Origin of the sequence: Microcoleus sp. B3-A4 (assembly GCF_036705385.1) — a bacterium.
Classification (GTDB): domain Bacteria; phylum Cyanobacteriota; class Cyanobacteriia; order Cyanobacteriales; family Microcoleaceae; genus Microcoleus.
Genome location: NZ_JAUBUI010000048.1, coordinates 31736 through 48623, shown reverse-complemented (window position 1 = coordinate 48623; position 16888 = coordinate 31736). Strand labels below are relative to the sequence as shown.

At 46.3% G+C, this 16888-nt stretch carries 17 protein-coding genes; 12 read left to right on the top strand and 5 right to left on the bottom strand.

The window, feature by feature from the left end; all coding sequences use genetic code 11:
* Positions 1 to 307: 307 nt before the first annotated feature.
* Positions 308 to 775, top strand: a complete 468-nt coding sequence (locus tag QUB33_RS18880) for a DUF6918 family protein (RefSeq protein WP_333352510.1) — start codon at positions 308 to 310, stop codon at positions 773 to 775.
* A 139-nt stretch (positions 776 to 914) separates the two neighbouring features.
* Here QUB33_RS18880 and QUB33_RS18875 read toward each other — a convergent pair whose 3' ends face one another.
* From QUB33_RS18875 to QUB33_RS18865, 3 genes are all read right to left on the bottom strand, one after another.
* Positions 915 to 2387, bottom strand: a complete 1473-nt coding sequence (locus QUB33_RS18875; protein ID WP_333352507.1) for a HoxN/HupN/NixA family nickel/cobalt transporter — start codon at positions 2385 to 2387, stop codon at positions 915 to 917.
* A 271-nt stretch (positions 2388 to 2658) separates the two neighbouring features.
* Entirely contained in the window at positions 2659 to 4065 is a 1407-nt protein-coding gene (locus tag QUB33_RS18870; protein WP_333352504.1) for a tetratricopeptide repeat protein, read from the bottom strand.
* A 102-nt stretch (positions 4066 to 4167) separates the two neighbouring features.
* Positions 4168 to 5382, bottom strand: coding sequence for a DUF4331 domain-containing protein (locus QUB33_RS18865; protein WP_333352501.1), 1215 nt, complete (start codon positions 5380 to 5382; stop codon positions 4168 to 4170).
* Between the two features lie 623 nt (positions 5383 to 6005).
* On the opposite strand from QUB33_RS18865, the gene QUB33_RS18860 reads away from it, so the two are divergent.
* The 4 genes from QUB33_RS18860 (at position 6006) to QUB33_RS18845 (ending at position 9029) form a co-directional block, all read left to right on the top strand.
* Positions 6006 to 6575, top strand: coding sequence for a sigma-70 family RNA polymerase sigma factor (locus QUB33_RS18860; protein WP_333352498.1), 570 nt, complete (start codon positions 6006 to 6008; stop codon positions 6573 to 6575).
* A gap of 141 nt (positions 6576 to 6716) precedes the next feature.
* Positions 6717 to 7337: a cupin domain-containing protein gene (locus QUB33_RS18855; protein WP_333352496.1), complete on the top strand. Its 621-nt coding sequence runs from the start codon at positions 6717 to 6719 to the stop codon at positions 7335 to 7337.
* A gap of 212 nt (positions 7338 to 7549) precedes the next feature.
* Complete coding sequence (locus QUB33_RS18850; RefSeq protein WP_333352492.1) at positions 7550 to 8023, top strand: DUF732 domain-containing protein; 474 nt, start codon at positions 7550 to 7552, stop codon at positions 8021 to 8023.
* A 199-nt stretch (positions 8024 to 8222) separates the two neighbouring features.
* Positions 8223 to 9029 (top strand): hypothetical protein, encoded by an 807-nt coding sequence (locus QUB33_RS18845; protein WP_333352489.1) that lies wholly within the window; start codon positions 8223 to 8225, stop codon positions 9027 to 9029.
* A 256-nt stretch (positions 9030 to 9285) separates the two neighbouring features.
* On the opposite strand, the gene QUB33_RS18840 is transcribed toward QUB33_RS18845, so the two are convergent.
* Both QUB33_RS18840 and QUB33_RS18835 read right to left on the bottom strand, forming a co-directional pair.
* Positions 9286 to 9885 carry a class I SAM-dependent methyltransferase gene (locus QUB33_RS18840; protein WP_333352486.1) on the bottom strand — a complete coding sequence of 200 codons (600 nt, stop codon included), beginning with the start codon at positions 9883 to 9885 and terminating at the stop codon, positions 9286 to 9288.
* Between the two features lie 43 nt (positions 9886 to 9928).
* On the bottom strand, positions 9929 to 10516 hold the full coding sequence (locus QUB33_RS18835; RefSeq protein ID WP_190738680.1) for an acireductone dioxygenase: 588 nt from the start codon (positions 10514 to 10516) through the stop codon (positions 9929 to 9931).
* Positions 10517 to 10872: 356 nt separating this feature from the next.
* Here QUB33_RS18835 and der point away from each other — a divergent pair, with 356 nt between their 5' ends.
* From der to proC, 7 genes are all read left to right on the top strand, one after another.
* Positions 10873 to 12234 carry a ribosome biogenesis GTPase Der gene (der, locus tag QUB33_RS18830; RefSeq protein WP_333352481.1) on the top strand — a complete coding sequence of 454 codons (1362 nt, stop codon included), beginning with the start codon at positions 10873 to 10875 and terminating at the stop codon, positions 12232 to 12234.
* A 161-nt stretch (positions 12235 to 12395) separates the two neighbouring features.
* Positions 12396 to 13391: an energy-coupling factor transporter transmembrane protein EcfT gene (locus QUB33_RS18825; protein WP_333352478.1), complete on the top strand. Its 996-nt coding sequence runs from the start codon at positions 12396 to 12398 to the stop codon at positions 13389 to 13391.
* Positions 13392 to 13577: 186 nt separating this feature from the next.
* Positions 13578 to 14018: a holo-ACP synthase gene (gene acpS / locus QUB33_RS18820; RefSeq protein ID WP_333352475.1), complete on the top strand. Its 441-nt coding sequence runs from the start codon at positions 13578 to 13580 to the stop codon at positions 14016 to 14018.
* Positions 14019 to 14078: 60 nt separating this feature from the next.
* Positions 14079 to 14348, top strand: coding sequence for a transcriptional coactivator PipX (pipX, locus tag QUB33_RS18815; RefSeq protein ID WP_006634205.1), 270 nt, complete (start codon positions 14079 to 14081; stop codon positions 14346 to 14348).
* A gap of 72 nt (positions 14349 to 14420) precedes the next feature.
* Entirely contained in the window at positions 14421 to 15086 is a 666-nt protein-coding gene (locus QUB33_RS18810) for a YggS family pyridoxal phosphate-dependent enzyme (RefSeq protein ID WP_190738676.1), read from the top strand.
* 117 nt (positions 15087 to 15203) lie between these two features.
* Positions 15204 to 15821 (top strand): cell division protein SepF, encoded by a 618-nt coding sequence (locus tag QUB33_RS18805; RefSeq protein WP_333045108.1) that lies wholly within the window; start codon positions 15204 to 15206, stop codon positions 15819 to 15821.
* 192 nt (positions 15822 to 16013) lie between these two features.
* On the top strand, positions 16014 to 16859 hold the full coding sequence (gene proC / locus QUB33_RS18800; RefSeq protein ID WP_190656554.1) for a pyrroline-5-carboxylate reductase: 846 nt from the start codon (positions 16014 to 16016) through the stop codon (positions 16857 to 16859).
* Positions 16860 to 16888 lie beyond the last annotated feature (29 nt).

Here is a 16888-nt window from a genome sequence, read left to right as displayed (position 1 = left end):
TTTGTGTTTGTAAGGCAATGATCTATATATATATTGCCTTACAGATTTTTTTGAGTTCACTTTTTCAGTGCCATTGGGCTTTAGTCCTCATTAATCTCACCTAATAAGGACTAAAGCCCTTACTACAAACCGTAGGTCAATAATGAGTAGCAGATTGAACATTAATTCCTATAACATACTACTAGACAAATCTCAACATCAGCTTGTCAAGTAAAGACTTTCAAACCTTAAAAAACTTGTGTAATCCTGAGTAAAGGATCAAAATAGATATATAATCCCCTGATGGCTCTCCAAGCTAATAAGCACATTGACTATTAAATCAAGGAAAGCGAAAATGGGACTTAGCGATATTCTATTGAATGAAAACAACAGAGAAAGTTTTGTTGATGACTGTGTAAAGCTGATAGACAAACAAGTTGCAGCAGCGCCGGGATTAGGTGGTCTGGCTCTTAAAGCTGCCTACTCTACTGTCAAGGGGATACGGGCTGACTATTGCGCCCAAGTCGTCGATCAACTTCTGCCAGAAATCTCGAGCGCACTCGATCCGATATGGACTGAAGCAGTAAACCATGGCAACCCAGTCGAATATCTAGCCCAAAGAAAACCTATAGTGGCAGACGAATTGCTCCAGATTAGCGACAAAAAAGCCGAGAAGAGCACAAGAGCGGTTGTTAAAGGCGCCTATGCCAAACTCCGCCCCTCAGCTAAGACTTACGTGGAAAAGGGAGTACCGGATTTAGCCGAAATTATTAATAAATATAATAATGCGGGCTGATAAGTGAGCAACGCCTAAAAAAACAGAATACCCATATCCCCGACTTTTTCAAGAAATCGGGGATATAAAAGAAGACTTATTCGTAAGTTTGTAGTTAGGAGGCAGAGTCCTAATTTTATAGTTATCCCTTGCCAATTACTCACTGAGTCGCCCCCAATATTTTAAACATCGCCTGTCCGGTAATTCCCAACCCCAAAAACATTACAAACATCGCGCTAATCGCAGGCAGAAATTTGACTGCTGTTATCTGTTTTGGCAGTTTATCAAAATTCCGTTTGGCATAAACTAAGATTAATCCGATCGCGCTCAGCACGAAAGCCAATCCCAAACTAAATGCTACCACTAGCGTCATTCCCAAACCAACATTGCCCAAAGCCGACGCGCTCAACAGCATCACCAAAGCGGAAGGACAAGGCAACAAACCGCCGGAAATTCCCAACGCTAATAAGCTTTTCCAAGTAATAGCAGAACCGTCAGCCCCGGGAGGCAAATGCGAGTGAATCCGGCCGTCTCCGTGATGGTGGTAGTGGTGAGATATCTTGGGTTTTACAGGCTTGAATTCTCTCTCCCAACTTCCCCTACTCAAAAGATTCACTGGTTCTTCACATTCCGCAGTAAGGACTTTACTCCTTAAAAACCAGTTTTTATTAAAAATTTTAGTTTTAATTTTTTTGAGAACTTCAGTCCTCACTACCAACCTAGTCTTAATTTTTGATAAGAGTAAGTTAAACCCGATTACGGCTACTAATAAACCAGAGATTAAACTCAGCCAAGGATCTAATTTTTCCGGGTCGATCAAGTTAGAAGCAAACAAAGTAATTCCGCCCACAGCAAACACACCGGCAGTGTGAGTAATTGTAGTGGTCGCTGCTAGAAATAAAGCGTGTACCGGAGTAGCCCGCGAACCAACTAAATAAGCGCCGACTATGGTTTTTCCGTGTCCGGGCGACATCGCGTGCACGCATCCCCAAGCAAATGCTCCCGCTACTGCTAGCAGTAAACTCCAACCGGAATCCCAGATAGATTCCTTTCCTGCTAACAAAAAGTCGCGGTTTTGCGGCGTAAACACAAAGCTTTTTACAGCACCCGCTTGTACAATCGTAGCTTGGCAGCTAGCTGTCGGAACTTCGGGCAAAAACAAATTGTAATTAATCCGCAATTTCTCTGGTTGGGAGATGGAAATTGAGTCAGGTAAAGTGGGGGTTTTATCTTGAGAAGGTGCAGGCCAGGTGTAGTCTAAAATTAAGGTGCTGTGGGTATTGGGCTGCTGGATAACACTGGCGCTTTTAGCTGCTATTTCTAGCGGTTTTACTGCTACCAAGCCTTGAATGTTGCTACTGTTGGTGAGGCGGATTTGTTGGCTAAAAAACTTTTCTAGCTGTGTTTGGTGGCTGCGAACTTCAGCAGGTTGTAGCTGGCTGTCTCGATTGTCGTCGGCGAAGTTTGTTAAGCCGGTTGGGAAAGTTAATGTTATTTCGGTTTGCAAATCGTTGACTACTATTTCTGCTACGGATAAGTCTGACCAGTGCGAGTAAACTGGTCGGATTGAGGTTGTTAGTAACAAGGAAAGTGTCAGAAAAAATAGGATAAATAATTTGGAAACTCGGTTCATTTTGTACTGCATAAATACATTTTTTTCGGTATTTTGTTTTGTTGTTTGTGATTTTTTAGGCGATCGCTCTTTTCGTGAGTCTCACAGTCCGCCAGGGGTTGAAACCCCTGTCTAATAGCGAAAGTCGGTTGAAACCGACTAAAAGATTTTCTAGTTTTTAGTGAAATCTTTTAGTCCTATGCAAGAGGACTTAAGCTTTTAGGCAGGGGTTTCAACCCCTGGCGGATTGACGGAATAGCGAACTTGGCCGAATGGCTGCTATTAGCTAATCTCAAAATTCATAACTTCCCAAACCCAATGCTTGGCGGGATCGATCGTCAAAAGTCGGGTCAATTTCCTTGGACTTTTGAAAATAAGCGCGAGATTCAGCATCCTTACCTAAAGTACGAGCGATCGCACCAGCCCGGTAAAACATACCCGCATCGCGAATACCCGATCGCACTATTTCGGCCATCACTCGATCGGCCTTTTGCCATTCCCCAGCGGCGGAAAGCGCCCAAGCCAAAGTATCCAGCGTCACCGCATCCCGCCGAATTTTAACCTCCTCCTGCATTAACGCCAGCGCTTCCGTTACATCCTGCGATCGACCTTTTTCCAGCAGCAAACTCGCCAAATCCCTGCGGTGGCCAAAACCGCCTAATCCAGAAACCTGTTCCTGTCGCAGCCCCGCTTCTGCTTTGTCGCGAAGTCGCCGGGATTTGATCGCATCTCCCTGCAAATCCTTCACCCTCGCCATACCGCGATCGACAATGCGATCGAACACAGTCGCAGCCCCGCCCGAATAGGCAGAAACCTTGCTGTAATAGCCTTCCGCTTCCCGATAATTGCCCTGCCGCGTCTCCAAATCCGCCAAATAAATCAGCGCCAGCGGGTATCGCGGCACCAACCGCAGCGCTTCCAAAAACAGCGCTTTCGCCTGCACAAACTGCCCACGACGCGCGTAAAATCGACCCAAGAGCGATCGGGCCCGCGCCGAACCAGCAACCTCTCCCGGTTCCTCCGCCGCCATTGCTTGACGGTAATCCTGCAAAACCTCAGCATCTCGGCCCTGAGACTCTCTCACTAAAGCTCTCAAAGTGAGAGAACCCAAGTTCGGAATCCGGTTAACTAAAGCTTCTGCGGCTGCATTTGCCTCGCTCACTTTACCCATAGCTAAGTGAGATGTAACTGAAAGGGCGATCGCATCTTCATTGTCAGAACCCACCTGTTTAGCAAAGCGCAAAGCAGTAGCAAAATCGTGTCTTGCCTCAGCAATTCGAGCTAAAACTAACAGCGCACCTTGGTTGTCAAAAGGCAAATCGGCGATCGACCTTTGAGCCGCTTGTTCTGCCAATAAAAACCAACCTCCCTCCCCTGTAGCGCGAGCCATTTTTAAATAAGATCCCGCCAGTGACGCCCGGTTCAAACCGCTGCGGGAATCAACAGCCAACCGCTGCTGGTAAAAAGCAATTTCTTGCTGAATTGCTTCCTTTTGATTGGGATTATTTCTCAAACTTTCCGAGAAATGATAGCGGTAATTAGTATCGAGATTTTCGGGGCTTTTGTTAGAAAATTTATCGGAAATAACACGCAAATTAGGAGAAAAATTTACTACTACCATCCCCACTAAAGGAACTACTATCAGCAGCCACCACGATAAAATATCCGATTTTATTTCCTGTTTAGTTTTAGTTTTCATACATCCGCGTTAATCAGCGCTCATCTGCGGTTAAAAAAAGCATTTCCGCTCAGTCATTAGCCAAGAATAAATGACTAATGACTAATGACTAATGACTAATCACTAATTAGGCAAAGCCAAGTAAGGAAAAGTCGGTTCTAAAGGTTTGTGTCCCTGAGCCGGATTGCCCGGAGTTCCGTTATAAGAAACGTTATCGCCAACCGGAGAACCAACCAAAGCTCCCAGAGTGATATCAATAACGTCGTCCATAGGCAAACGACCTCCGATCAAGCTTCCTTGAGCATTGGTAGCGCTAGCGTAGCCGCTGGTTTTTGTGGTGTCGATCCGCATGACATCGGGTAAGAAAGCTCCGGCGATCGCATTTGGATCGACATTATCCCGACCGTCCAAAAGATCGACAGCATTCAAAGTAGCAACAGCTTCCTGACGCACCGGAGCAGCAGCAGCGCTCAAATCGGATCTCGGAGGAATATTATTGAATGCTTCCAGATAAGCGGGAGTAACTATCAAACCCTCATTAATTGCAGGTCTTGCCAAACGCTCGAATTGTTTAAAACCGCCCGCTCCATCCCGGATCGAAACTGTTGACCAAACATCAAAAGTATTCGCCCCAGTTCCTGCTTGCAAAAACGCTTTCGGAACGCGCACAGCAATTGTATTGACGTTGTAACCTTTAGTAAAGTCGATCGCTTGATTCGGTTGTTTAAAAGCAGTGCGCGGCCCTGTTCCCAAAGCTGCGGCGCGAACTCGGAAAAATTGTTCCACATCAAAGAAAAACGGGTCTTCGCGTAAACCGGCAAATACAGTCAAGTTAGAACCGCCCACAGGTACTGTATTCAAAACAGCATTAGAATTCAGGGGAGTTGTGGCAATTAGCCCGCCGTTAACTGTAGTCTTAGCAACAGTCTCCGAGCCACCGCGAACAGCAGTTACAGCTACCGCTTGCATACCTTGATTGTTAGGCGGACTGAAGGCAAACCGCAAGATAATATCGGCGCGTCCAGTCGGGGGAGAATTCACGTCACCTACCTGCGAGATGTGAACTTGGTAGAGAGCCGTAGTGCTGAAATAATATTGATAGCGAGCGACCGATCTGGGATTTGAATTCAAAATTAATACTAAATCCCCGTCGGCGGCCCCTGAATTTTGATCTTTTTCTCGAAATACGTAGAGGTCAGTTAAATTGACAGCGCGACCTTTAATATCTACTTCCCCGTCGTCGTGGTCGGAAGCAACAATTATCCCTGGAGTTAATAGAGCAATTAGAGCTACTTCAATAGCTAGTATGGTTCGGCGAATTTTTTTTGTGAGCTTCACAGTTAGCACCTTTATTTCAATGAATTTTTTGCACAAATCAATGGCAAATAGCCCGCATTCGCGGGTTTTACTTTTGTAGCAACAGGTTGAAATCTGTCAACCTGTGGCGTTTTTGCGCTGTTGCTGAGCCTTCTCCTATTGGTGGTATACGAAGGTTTGGCAATTTTGGATCTGTGCTGCCAGATTAATTTATGTAAAAAAGTGTGTTATTGAGGATTTACTCGTTCCCGGACTCTGCTTGGGAATGCCCGATCCGAGACAGAGCCTCATTCGATCTAGTGGAACCCGAGCATCGCTTATATGGGTTCCCAGGCTCTGCTTGGGAGCGAGCATTCCCAAGCTTAGGAACAAGTGAATGGCCCTGGTTTGACTGTTTAGGGTGAGCGCATTTCTTCCTTCTGGATAAAGCGGATTGTTAAGTGTCAAAAAAATTACTAATCAAGTGGTAAAATTCAATATAACTTGGAATTTTAAAAATTCAAAGCACGACAAAATTAGCCTGAAAAGGCATACTCCAGGTTGTACCTCAGACTTCAAACTTACAATTATGTTCTGTAGTGATATACGCCGAAATTTTAATTTTGGATCTGTGCCGTCAAAACAAAAATTTTGGGTACACTGAAATGACAGGCCAGAAGTCAGGCGATGAATCGCTGCTTTTAGTGCAGATTGCCCAGAAAGACCAAACGGCATTAGCTAAACTTTACGATCGCTACGGTCGCCCAAGTTACGCTCTCGCTTACAAAATTCTGGGTTCGGTAGAAGAAGCTGAAGAAGTTGTACTCGATGTTTTTTCCCAAATTTGGCAAAAAGCAGCAACTTACGATCCTTCTCGCAGTCGAGCAGATACCTGGTTGTTCATGCTTACCCGCAGTCGTTCCCTCGATCGCCTGCGAGCGATGCAGCGAACAGTCCGGGCTGCTGAAGCTTGTCTGGAAGATGCGAAGGTACCCATCTCTAGCGTTGCAGAACCGATGGAAGATGCAATGTTTAAAGAACGCAGCGAACAAGTCAAAGCAGCCTTAGAAAAACTGCCAAAAGAACAGCAAGAGGCGATCGAACTCGCCTACTACCAAGGGCTGACTTGCGCGGCGATCGCAGCTAAAACTGGTATCCCGACAGGTACAATCAAAACCAGAATTCGATTGGGTATTTCCAAATTGCGTCAAGCTTTGAGCGAACAATTTTTTTAGACTGTCAAAAAACTTAAATTTTGTTTTTTAACAATCTAAAATTATACCATTTCCCATCATCTATCTTGAGTGCGAAGGCAGCCGACAAATCTCAAATTTAAAATCAACTTAGGCTGAATTACAATTAATGGCGGAAAACAGATGGAAATGATGCCAGACGAGGAGTATAAAATCCTTGCAGCCCTTCAAGCTCTCGATACCCTCGACGAGTCAGAACGCGGCGCATTTGCAGAGAAATTGAAAGAGTCCGCAGAACTGACAAGTGAATTAGCAGCTTTTGAATCGGCAATTGCCGCGATCGCCTACACAGCCCCCCCAGTTCCCGTCGCACCCGACCTCAAAAACCGCCTGTTCCAGCGCATAGCCGAACAGCAGCCAACTCCGACAGAATCAGTCAATTTAAAGCCCATTGTGACCTCCCCAACGGAGAACAATACTCCATCTTTAATCGTGCGATCGCACGAGGTCAAATGGAAATCTTATGGCGTTCCGGGAGTTTCGTTCGGCAAGCTTTACATTGACAAAAAAAAGCGCGAAATTACCTGCTTGATGCGACTAGAGCCTGGAGTAACATTTCCCATGCACCGACACGCTGCCTCGGAGGAAGTGCTTGTATTAGAAGGAGACTTAATTGTAGAAGGGGAAATTTGCCATCAAGGCGACTACATTCGATCGGTTCCCAGTTCCACACATTCGCCCCTCACACAAGGGGGATGTTTGCTGTTAATGAAAACTTCCCTAGACAACGAAATGTTCGTCTGATATTATGTCGGTTGATTTTCCTGCAATGATTTCTTTTCGCTTAGTCGGGGCTGGTTTATGTATGCCGATTTTTAGTAGAAATTCTACAGTGTTGGTGAAACTAGCCTTTCCAAGTATTTCTTCGGTTAATTTAGCCGACACGTTCTAACTAAAGAATACCGCATTGCTCCGCATTCGGCGGTTAAAAATTCCCAATATATCACGTAATTCCCATGCTAAATTACTCGCGTTTAACTGCTGTTCTGTCCGCCGTTATTATACAATTTGTACCCAGCAACCAAAGCGCGATCGCCCAAGAACGCGAAGGATGTTTTCTTGTCAATTCAGCGGGCGAAGTAATTAACTTAAATTTGTTGTGTTCGCCTCAAGAATCAGACATTAAGCTGACAGGAAACGATGGAAAATTTCTCGAAGACTACAAACGCTTAGCAAAAAGCTACTCTCCCGAAGCCACTGATAATTTACTGCAAGCAATCCAAAGGGCCCCTGGTCAAAAAATTGCGGCTGCTAAAAGAATGTGTGCGGAAGCAAAAGCGGGACTTTCTCTGCCGGAATTTAAATTAAGAGCGATCGGGCAAGCTGTCAGTATCGAAAATCCAAGTCTCAAAGAAAGTTTTCTGGCGGATGCCGATATTATTACCACTCTTGCCGCCAACCATTATTGCCCGGAATTAGCCAGTAAGTAATATCATGAAATCTTTAGAGACACGGTAAGGAAGTATCTCAGTTTTGATTTTACAGGAGTGCAAGGGGGACGTTCGCACTCCTAAAAAACGCTTTTTACAAAACTGAGATTCTCCCACGGTAGTGCCGCGTCTCTAGTTGCAGTTACAATATTAATTGTCCTCTTGTCGCGCAACGATCCATGAAATTACCAGACATGAGATGAAACATTTAAAATCAAGTTCCGCCGACTTGCGGGATTTATTCAAAGACAGCATTACAGTTAAATACCTCGCGGAACCGCTGAAAGCTGTCCCCGCTTGCGAAGACGCAGCCAAATTGCGATCGTGGATGGAGGCCCGCGATTTTGACGTGCTCGGTATCGAAGAAAACGGCACGGTTTGCGGCTATGTAGAACGATCGCACTTAATGACAGGCAAGTGCAGCAACTACCAGCAAATTTTTCACCCCTCACAATTAATTGCCGCTTCGACTCCTTTGATGGAATTGCTGCCGCTGCTGCGAGAACAACCGAGATTATTTGTATTAGAAAGCAACAGGATCAACGGTATCGTTACCTGCGGCGATTTGCAAAAAGCACCGGTGCGGATGCTGCTGTTTGGATTGGTGACGCTTCTGGAAATGAATTTATTGCGAATCGTGCGGATTTACTTTCCCGAAGATTCTTGGCAGAAATTCCTTAAGGGCGATCGCATTTTAGCCGCAAAACACCTTTGGGAATTGGGGCGATCGCGAAATGAAGCAATTGACTTAATCGATTACCTGCAATTCTGCGACAAGCGAGATTTAATCCTGAGTTCGGCTGAAATAGTCGATCGGCTGGGGCTCAAATCCAAACGCTACGGGGAGCGTTTTTTAAAGTCAGCAGAAGCATTGAGAAACAAATTAGCTCACGCTCAAGATTTAATTAACGGTTCTTCTTGGCCGGAAGTAATTTTTTTAGCCCAGGAAATAGAAGCGCTTTTGCAGCGTTGCGAAGAAATTGAAATGGCCGCACCCGCTGAATGAGAAAGCATTTAAAAAATCAGAAAGGTTCGAGACTAAGGAATGAAAAATCAATAACTTGCACAATTAAGCCCCAGAAGCCTTGATCCCAGGTAAACTATTGCTCTATTAGTCACCTTATTTATTTTTCATTCTTTAGCCATTAGGAAGCTAATTTAACGGTAAATTCCGAAAAATTCAGTAAAAACGAGCTGCAACTTTTCCAGAACTCCGACTTCAAGAGAGTGCCGACTTCTTTAAGCAGTCGGCACTATATATATTAATCTCTCTTACGAGCAACAATGTGAAAAATATGCCAGTGTTTTTCCTCCCCTAGGGCCGTTACTCCCGGATGTTCTTCTTCGTCAAACCACTCAACATCAAAGGACTTTAGCAGCACTTGAATTTGTTCGCGAGTATGATGAGTGCGATCGGGATAAACAGCCCATGAGTCGCGATCGCCAAACAATTGACCGCAGAAATATCCTCCTGGATTTAGCGATGTCACGATCGTTTCCCAAAGATGGGGGAAATCGGCGGGCTGACAAAAAGGAAGGCAAAAACTGGCATTGATTAGATCGATCGATTGAGGCAAAGTTAACGTTTCAAAACGCATCAATTGAGTTTGGAGCCGATCGCGTTGAATCGGACGAGCCAGCAGGCGATCGAAAGCATTTTGTTCCCTGTCAATCGCTAAAACCCGCCAGCCTCGACGCAGGAGTTCCACCGTATCTCGTCCATCGCCACAGCCTAAATCTACAGCGAATCGAGGACGATCGAGCAACGGTTCCGTGTCAAAAATTGACAAGGCTTTCAGCAAAGTTTCATGCGGCGGGCGACCTTCCACCGCTTGATAGTAAGTCACCCAATCCTGTTTCATCTTCTTCTTCCTCCTCTACAAATTTCCCCTCTTCTTCTGGCTCTTAATTTTTAATTTTTAGTTTCCTGTTAGTATACTGAGGAACCCAGCCTTGAGCACTGGTGTAATACTGCAAGGCTTTCAAGTACAGCGACGGAGTGAGATAAAACCAATGTTCGGTATTGGCAGGCACTTTAATGTATTCTTCAGCTTGCAGCATTAATTGTACCTGAGAGCCGTTAGAATACACAAACCCAAAAACGCATTCCCCAGCTAAAATGTGAAGAACTTCTGCATCTGTGTGGGTATGAGTGCGATCGCTTTGAGTCATCAGCGCGTAAATCTGCTGCGAACCTGGATGCAGCACTTTTAAGTCGCACCACCGATATCCGCTGGCGCGCTTGAACTGTTCAAACTCGCTATTAAAGGCTGCGAGAATCTGCTGTTTTTCTGTAACATTGAGAATGTCTTGAACGAGCAGTTCTTGAAACGCCGGATTTTTGTTTTGGGGCAGGGAATCGATCTCAATATTTAAAACTGCCAGTTGACTCGCGATCGCCCGGATATCCGTATATGTTCTACCGTCTTCTAGTTGCAGAACAGCCATATTACCACCTAATGTGTTGAGCTTTGAGGGAAATTTAGTTTCCATTTTTAAGCTGCTGTTTTAAGCTTTCGTCAAAAACTAAACTCCTGCTTATTTTCAATAATAGCCGATCGCTAAAATCCTATATCTACCTTCATAATCATCAAAGAATTACCACACATGAGATGATTTGTTGAGTTATTTAAGTTTTATTTCTAATTCTCAGAGTCGGGCTGGGAATGCAGATCCATAGGCTGTGGCTATTTTTTAGGGTTCGATGTTTAAACGGGCGATCGGTAAAACAGCGCCTACAGCATGAAAAGACAGAAACACAGGCTCAATCTATAAAATTCCGGTCAGATTAGCTTACAATACAAGACTAAACCTCAAAATTACGGCGCAGCCTAATTGCTGCTACTTTTATGTCTCTACCTATAGTTGCTATTATTGGACGCCCCAATGTAGGCAAATCGACGATCGTCAACCGTTTAGCCAACACCCAAGACGCGATCGTCCACGACGAACCAGGAATCACGCGCGATCGCACTTACAGACCGGCTTACTGGGGCGATCGGGAATATCAAGTCGTAGACACCGGGGGGCTAGTATTCGACGACGAAACAGAATTTTTGCCTTTAATTCGCGAACAAGCAATGGCGGCCCTCGCAGAAGCCAGCGCAGCCATTTTCGTAGTAGACGGAAAAACCGGTCTCACCGGCGGCGACGAAGCGATCGCATCTTGGCTGCGACTGCAAAAAGTCCCAGTCATTCTCGCCGTCAACAAATGCGAATCGGAAAATACAGGACTCACCCAAGCAGCCGACTTTTGGCAATTGGGACTCGGAGAACCTTACCCTATTTCCGGCATTCACGGCAACGGCACCGGCGAATTGCTAGACAAATTAATTACTTACCTTCCCACGGAAGTATTACCAGAAGTTGAGGAAATTAAAGTAGCAATTATCGGTCGTCCCAACGTCGGCAAATCGAGTTTGTTAAACGCATTTCTAGGAGAAAATCGCGCTATAGTCAGCCCGATTTCCGGAACAACCCGCGACGCGATCGACACCATAGTAGAACGCAACGGTAAAACCTACCGCCTGATCGACACAGCCGGAATACGCAAAAAGAAAAACGTCGAATACGGCGCAGAATTTTTCGGGATCAACCGCGCTTTCAAAGCCATCCGCCGGGCCGACGTAATACTGCTAGTAATTGACGCAATTGACGGCGTTACCGACCAAGACCAAAAATTAGCCGATCGCATCAGCGAAGAAGGTCGAGCCTGCATCATAGTCGTCAACAAATGGGACGCAGTAGAAAAAGACTCCGACACCATCTACGAGTACGAAAGAGAAGTAAGAACTCGACTTTATTTCCTCGACTGGGCAGAAATGATTTTTGTTAGCGCCATGAGTGGACAGCGAGTTGAAAAAATCATTGAATTAGTAGACAAAGCCTCCGACGAACACAAGCGTCGCGTCCCTACCGCCGTGATTAACGAAGTCATAGAAGAAGCCACAACCTGGCACTCAGCCCCAGTTACCCGCCAAGGAAAACAAGGCAAAATCTATTACGGTACTCAAGTGCGATCGCAGCCACCGACAATCGCCCTATTTGTCAACGATCCAAAACGCTTCACCGAAAATTACCGCCGCTACATGGAAAGCCAATTCCGCAAACACCTAGGCTTTACGGGTACACCAATGCGGCTACTTTGGAGAGGCAAAAAAGTTCGCGCCAGCGAAATCAGCACAACCAACAGAGCACTGCGCGTGAAGTAATTCTAGACTTTAGATTAAAGAAAAAACGCAGTTTAATAATCAAAGCAAATTGCGTTTCTTTCTTTTCTCTTCCTTCGCGTCCTAGCGCTTACGCGCGGCTTCGCCTAACCCGTCTTCGCGGTTCAATAAATTTATATTATTAAAAATCTAAAATCGACAAAATGGATTTATTGCGATCGCTCCCTATTGGACTTTACCTAGAACAACCCGTAACCTGGCTGCACCGGTTAGACTCCCGCGTAAAACTCGCCTGGTTGATGACATTTTTGATCGCCCCAATACTCGCCAATCCCATCTGGCGGTTGATGCTAGTAGGAATGTTAATCGTACTGACACTAACAGCAGCAATTCCCTTGCGCGTGTGGAAACAGCAAATGGGACTGCTGCTGCTATTCTGTCTATTAGTATTTGGTCTCAGCGCGATCGCCCCCGACGGACTCCGCTCAGAACACCAGCCCCGCATCCCCGCCGACGAATTAACCTTTTCCCAACAGCCCGCAACCCTTCCACCCCGTCAAGAGCCCAAACCCTGGTACAAACCTTTTAACTTAGGCTCAAACTCCCAAATCCCCAATCCCAAAGCCCAAAGCCCAAATCAACTCCCCCAACCCACAAACTACCGTTACGTTGTATTCAAACAAGGCCCGATTAAAATCACCCGCCAATCCCTAGATTTAGCTATCAACGTCAGTACCCTATTTTTCACAGTAATTTACAGCACCAACCTCTACCTTCTCACCACAGCCAGCGAAGAAATCACCGCCGCGATTGAAAACTTAATGCAGCCTCTGCGCCGCTTGAACTGGCCAGTCACCGAAATAGCGCTAACATTAACTTTATCTTTGCGGTTCATTCCCCTAGTATTGGAAGAAATACAAAATTTAGTGCGATCGGTCAGAACCCGAGCGATAAACTGGAAAAAACTCGGATTTCGCAGCGCAGCTCAAGTGTGGTTGATGATAGCAGAGCGGCTGTTAGAAAACTTGCTCCTGCGAGCTGAACAAATTGCCAGCGCCATGAAAGTTCGCGGCTTCACCAGTCCCGATCGACACCGTGTAGAATGGCACCAGTTGCACTTGAAAATCCGAGACTGGATCGCCCTTGGCTGCTTGCTCGTCCTCTGGAGCGCGCGCTTGGTTTGGGGTTGGGACAGTTAAGATTTTAGATTTTAGATTTTAGATTTTAGATTGATTGATGAGATTTGAGATTGAAGAATATTAAAGAATTGGGAATGACTGATCAAGCTCGTCGTTTTGAGCACGGGTCTAGATGTGAGTAAGTTTTGTCTGGTGCGCGACAGTCCTGCTAAAGTAATGGAGACAAATATTTAGAGAACCAAGACCTTGAACATCTATCTTGGGACAGATATCGTATATGTTCCGCGCATACAAGCCGCATTAGACCGGTTTGGCGATCGCTTCCTCGAAAAAGTTTACACGCCCGCCGAACAAAGCGATTGTAGGTCACTAAATTCTCAACACAGCAGCATTAAAGGTAAAATGAATCGAGTTTCCTGCAACCAACTAGCGGGGCGCTGGGCAGCAAAAGAAGCCGTTGTCAAAGCTCTAGGCACGGGATGGCGGGGAATACGCTATGCAGATGTGGAGATTCGGCGCTCCGAAAACGGTGCTCCAAACGTCCAACTGCACGGAACCGCAGCAGCACAGGCCTCTGTTTGGGGAAATTGCCAGTGGCAATTGAGCCTCAGCCACGACGGAGACTATTGCACGGCTACGGCTATCGCTCTTTGTACCCCGCCGTCAAACAACGCCGTCGGGCGATAGAGCGAAACTAAAATCTAAAATCTAAATCTTCAATCTAAAATTGATCGATTGTGAGCGTGAATGACTACCGAAACTTACCTGAATCATCCAAACTTTGGCCTCCTCTTCAGGGTATCCCAGGTTGAAGACAGCCAAGAATTATTTACCACCCTATACGCCCAGCGCCTGTTTTTTTTGGTGACCAACGGCCCAGGGGGGCTGAGATTTGAACCAATCAGCCGCTCCGACGCTCGCCTCATGGTCGAAATTCGCCTGCGAACCCTGCGTCGCAGCGGTCAATATCAGGAGTACGACCAATTGCAGACCATTCACCAGCGCACGTTTCAATAACGAAAATCAGTAATTTGGTAACTGGTAACTGTCTTAATTTTCCTTCCCTCCCGTCAAGAGCGTTGAACACCCATGACCATTGCCTCTCGAATTAACAGCATTCGCCAACACTTGCCGGAATCAGTGCGGTTAATTGCCGTTACCAAACAGGTACCGACTGATGCTATCCGGGAAGCATACGACGCCGGTATCCGGGATTTTGGCGAGAGTAAGGTTCAAGAGACTGCCGACAAACAAAGGCAACTGCAAGATTTACCGGATATCAACTGGCACTTGATCGGCCACTTGCAAGCCAACAAAGCCGCCAAAGCCCTAGAGCATTTCCAGTGGATTCATTCTCTAGACAATTTAAAAATCGCTCAGCGACTTTCGCGCTTGGCGGGCGAACAGTCGTGCTCTCCCCAAGTCTGCCTGCAAGTCAAAATGTTGCCCGACCCGGACAAATACGGCTGGACCGTTCCAGAACTGCTTGCTGACCTTCCAGAACTCAACAAATGTCAGCATATCAAAATTCAAGGTTTGATGACAATACCCCCATTGGGGTTAAATGACTCGCAAATCCTAGAATTATTTAACAGCACCCGCGAACTTGCTGACAAAATCCAACAGCAAAATTTGTCCTGCATTCAAATGCAGCAGCTCTCGATGGGGATGTCGGGAGATTATCATTTGGCAATTCAAGCAGGTGCTACTATGGTACGGCTAGGACAAACCTTATTTGGCTCTAGGAGGGGATAAATAATTCAAATCTTCTAATAAAGACAATTTAGGTTAAATATATAGTAGTCAGCCACCCGCGATTAACGCGCAACGCGAGTATAGTCGGGGCAGCAAAGTCGTGAAGGAGAGTGAATCATGAATATTTTTTCTAAACTGCGAGATTTTGTAGGCATCAACAATGAGCCTGAGTACGATGACGTGTACGACGAAACGGAAGGGGAGCGCTATCAGAACTTCTACCAAGCGCCTGAACCCAACGCCGCTGCCGTCGCAGCAGCAGAAGAAGAACGTCGTCAAAATCGTAGAATGCGGGAGCGGTCAGTAGTAGGATCGACAGGTATGGATGTCGTTGCACCAACTGCGGGAGTAGGGTCAGTAATGAATAACGTGATTGGAATGCCTGGAGCTATGAACGGGATTTCGGAAGTAGTAGTAATGGAGCCGCGCACTTTTGAAGAGATGCCGGCAGCAATTCGAGCGCTTAAGGAACGGAAGTCTGTGGTTTTGAACCTGACGGTGATGGACCCAGACCAAGCGCAAAGAGCTGTGGACTTTGTGGCGGGCGGTACTTATGCCCTGGACGGTCATCAAGAGCGAATTGGCGAAAGTATTTTCTTGTTTACGCCTAGCTGCGTGCAGGTGAGAACTCAGTCTGGTGTGGTTCACGAAGTGCCTCCTGCTCAAGGACGCCCTCGTCCTGCTGCTCCAGCACCGACAGTCTGGCCGGCAGAACAAGCTCCAATCGCTCAGTAGTCAGTATTTAGTAGTCAGTTGACAGTGGTGAGTAGTCAGTAGTCAGTAGTCAGTAGTCAATAGTTAACAACTAATAACTGTGGAATAAACACTGCGGATTAATAACATTAGCTAACAACTAAGTAACCAATGACAACTGACAACTGACAACTGACAACTGATAACTCAAAAGTGACAAGTGACAACTGACTAATGACTAACATAAAATTTGGTACGATCGGCGGCGGGGTAATGGGAGAAGCTCTCTTATCCCGCTTAATTGCACAAAAAGTTTATTTGCCTTCTGAAATATTGGTGAGCGACCCACAACTTCAACGCCGCCAATTTTTGACGGAAACCTACGGGATTGGAACAACAGCCAGCAATCTAGAAGTTGCTGCCGCTACAGAAGTGCTGTTTTTGGCGATTAAACCGCAAGTTTTTGATACGGTAGCTTTGGAATTGGCCGTGGCGGCCGATCGCCAACAGGGCAATAATGGAGAAACGGCTAATTCTGAGCCAGAAGCGCTGGTAGTGTCGATTTTGGCAGGAGTGCCACTGAGCAAGCTCGAACCAGCCTTCCCGGGGCGGGGAGTGCTGCGTGTGATGCCGAATACTCCGGCTACGGTAGGAGCAGGAATGAGTGCGATCGCCTCGGGAAAACTTGTTCAACCGGCTGATTTAGAATTGGTAAAGCGCATCTTTCAGGCCGTAGGAGAAGTGGTAGAAGTGCCTGAGAGTATGCTCGATGCGGTGACAGGGCTTTCGGGTTCCGGGCCTGGTTATGTAGCAATTTTGATAGAGGCATTGACAGATGGCGGAGTGTGTGCAGGTTTGCCACGGGCGATCGCCTCTCAATTAGCTTTGCAAACTGTATTCGGTACGGCGAAGCTAATGCAAGAAACGGGAATGCACCCGGCACAATTGAAAGATCAAGTTACAAGTCCCGGCGGCACGACTATTGCGGGAATTGCTAAATTAGAGAGTAGTGGCTTTCGCTCGGCCCTAATCGAAGCAGTGAAAGCAGCTTGTTTGCGTTCTCAAGAATTGGGGAAATAAGTCAGGAATGACGCCCAGAAACAATCAGA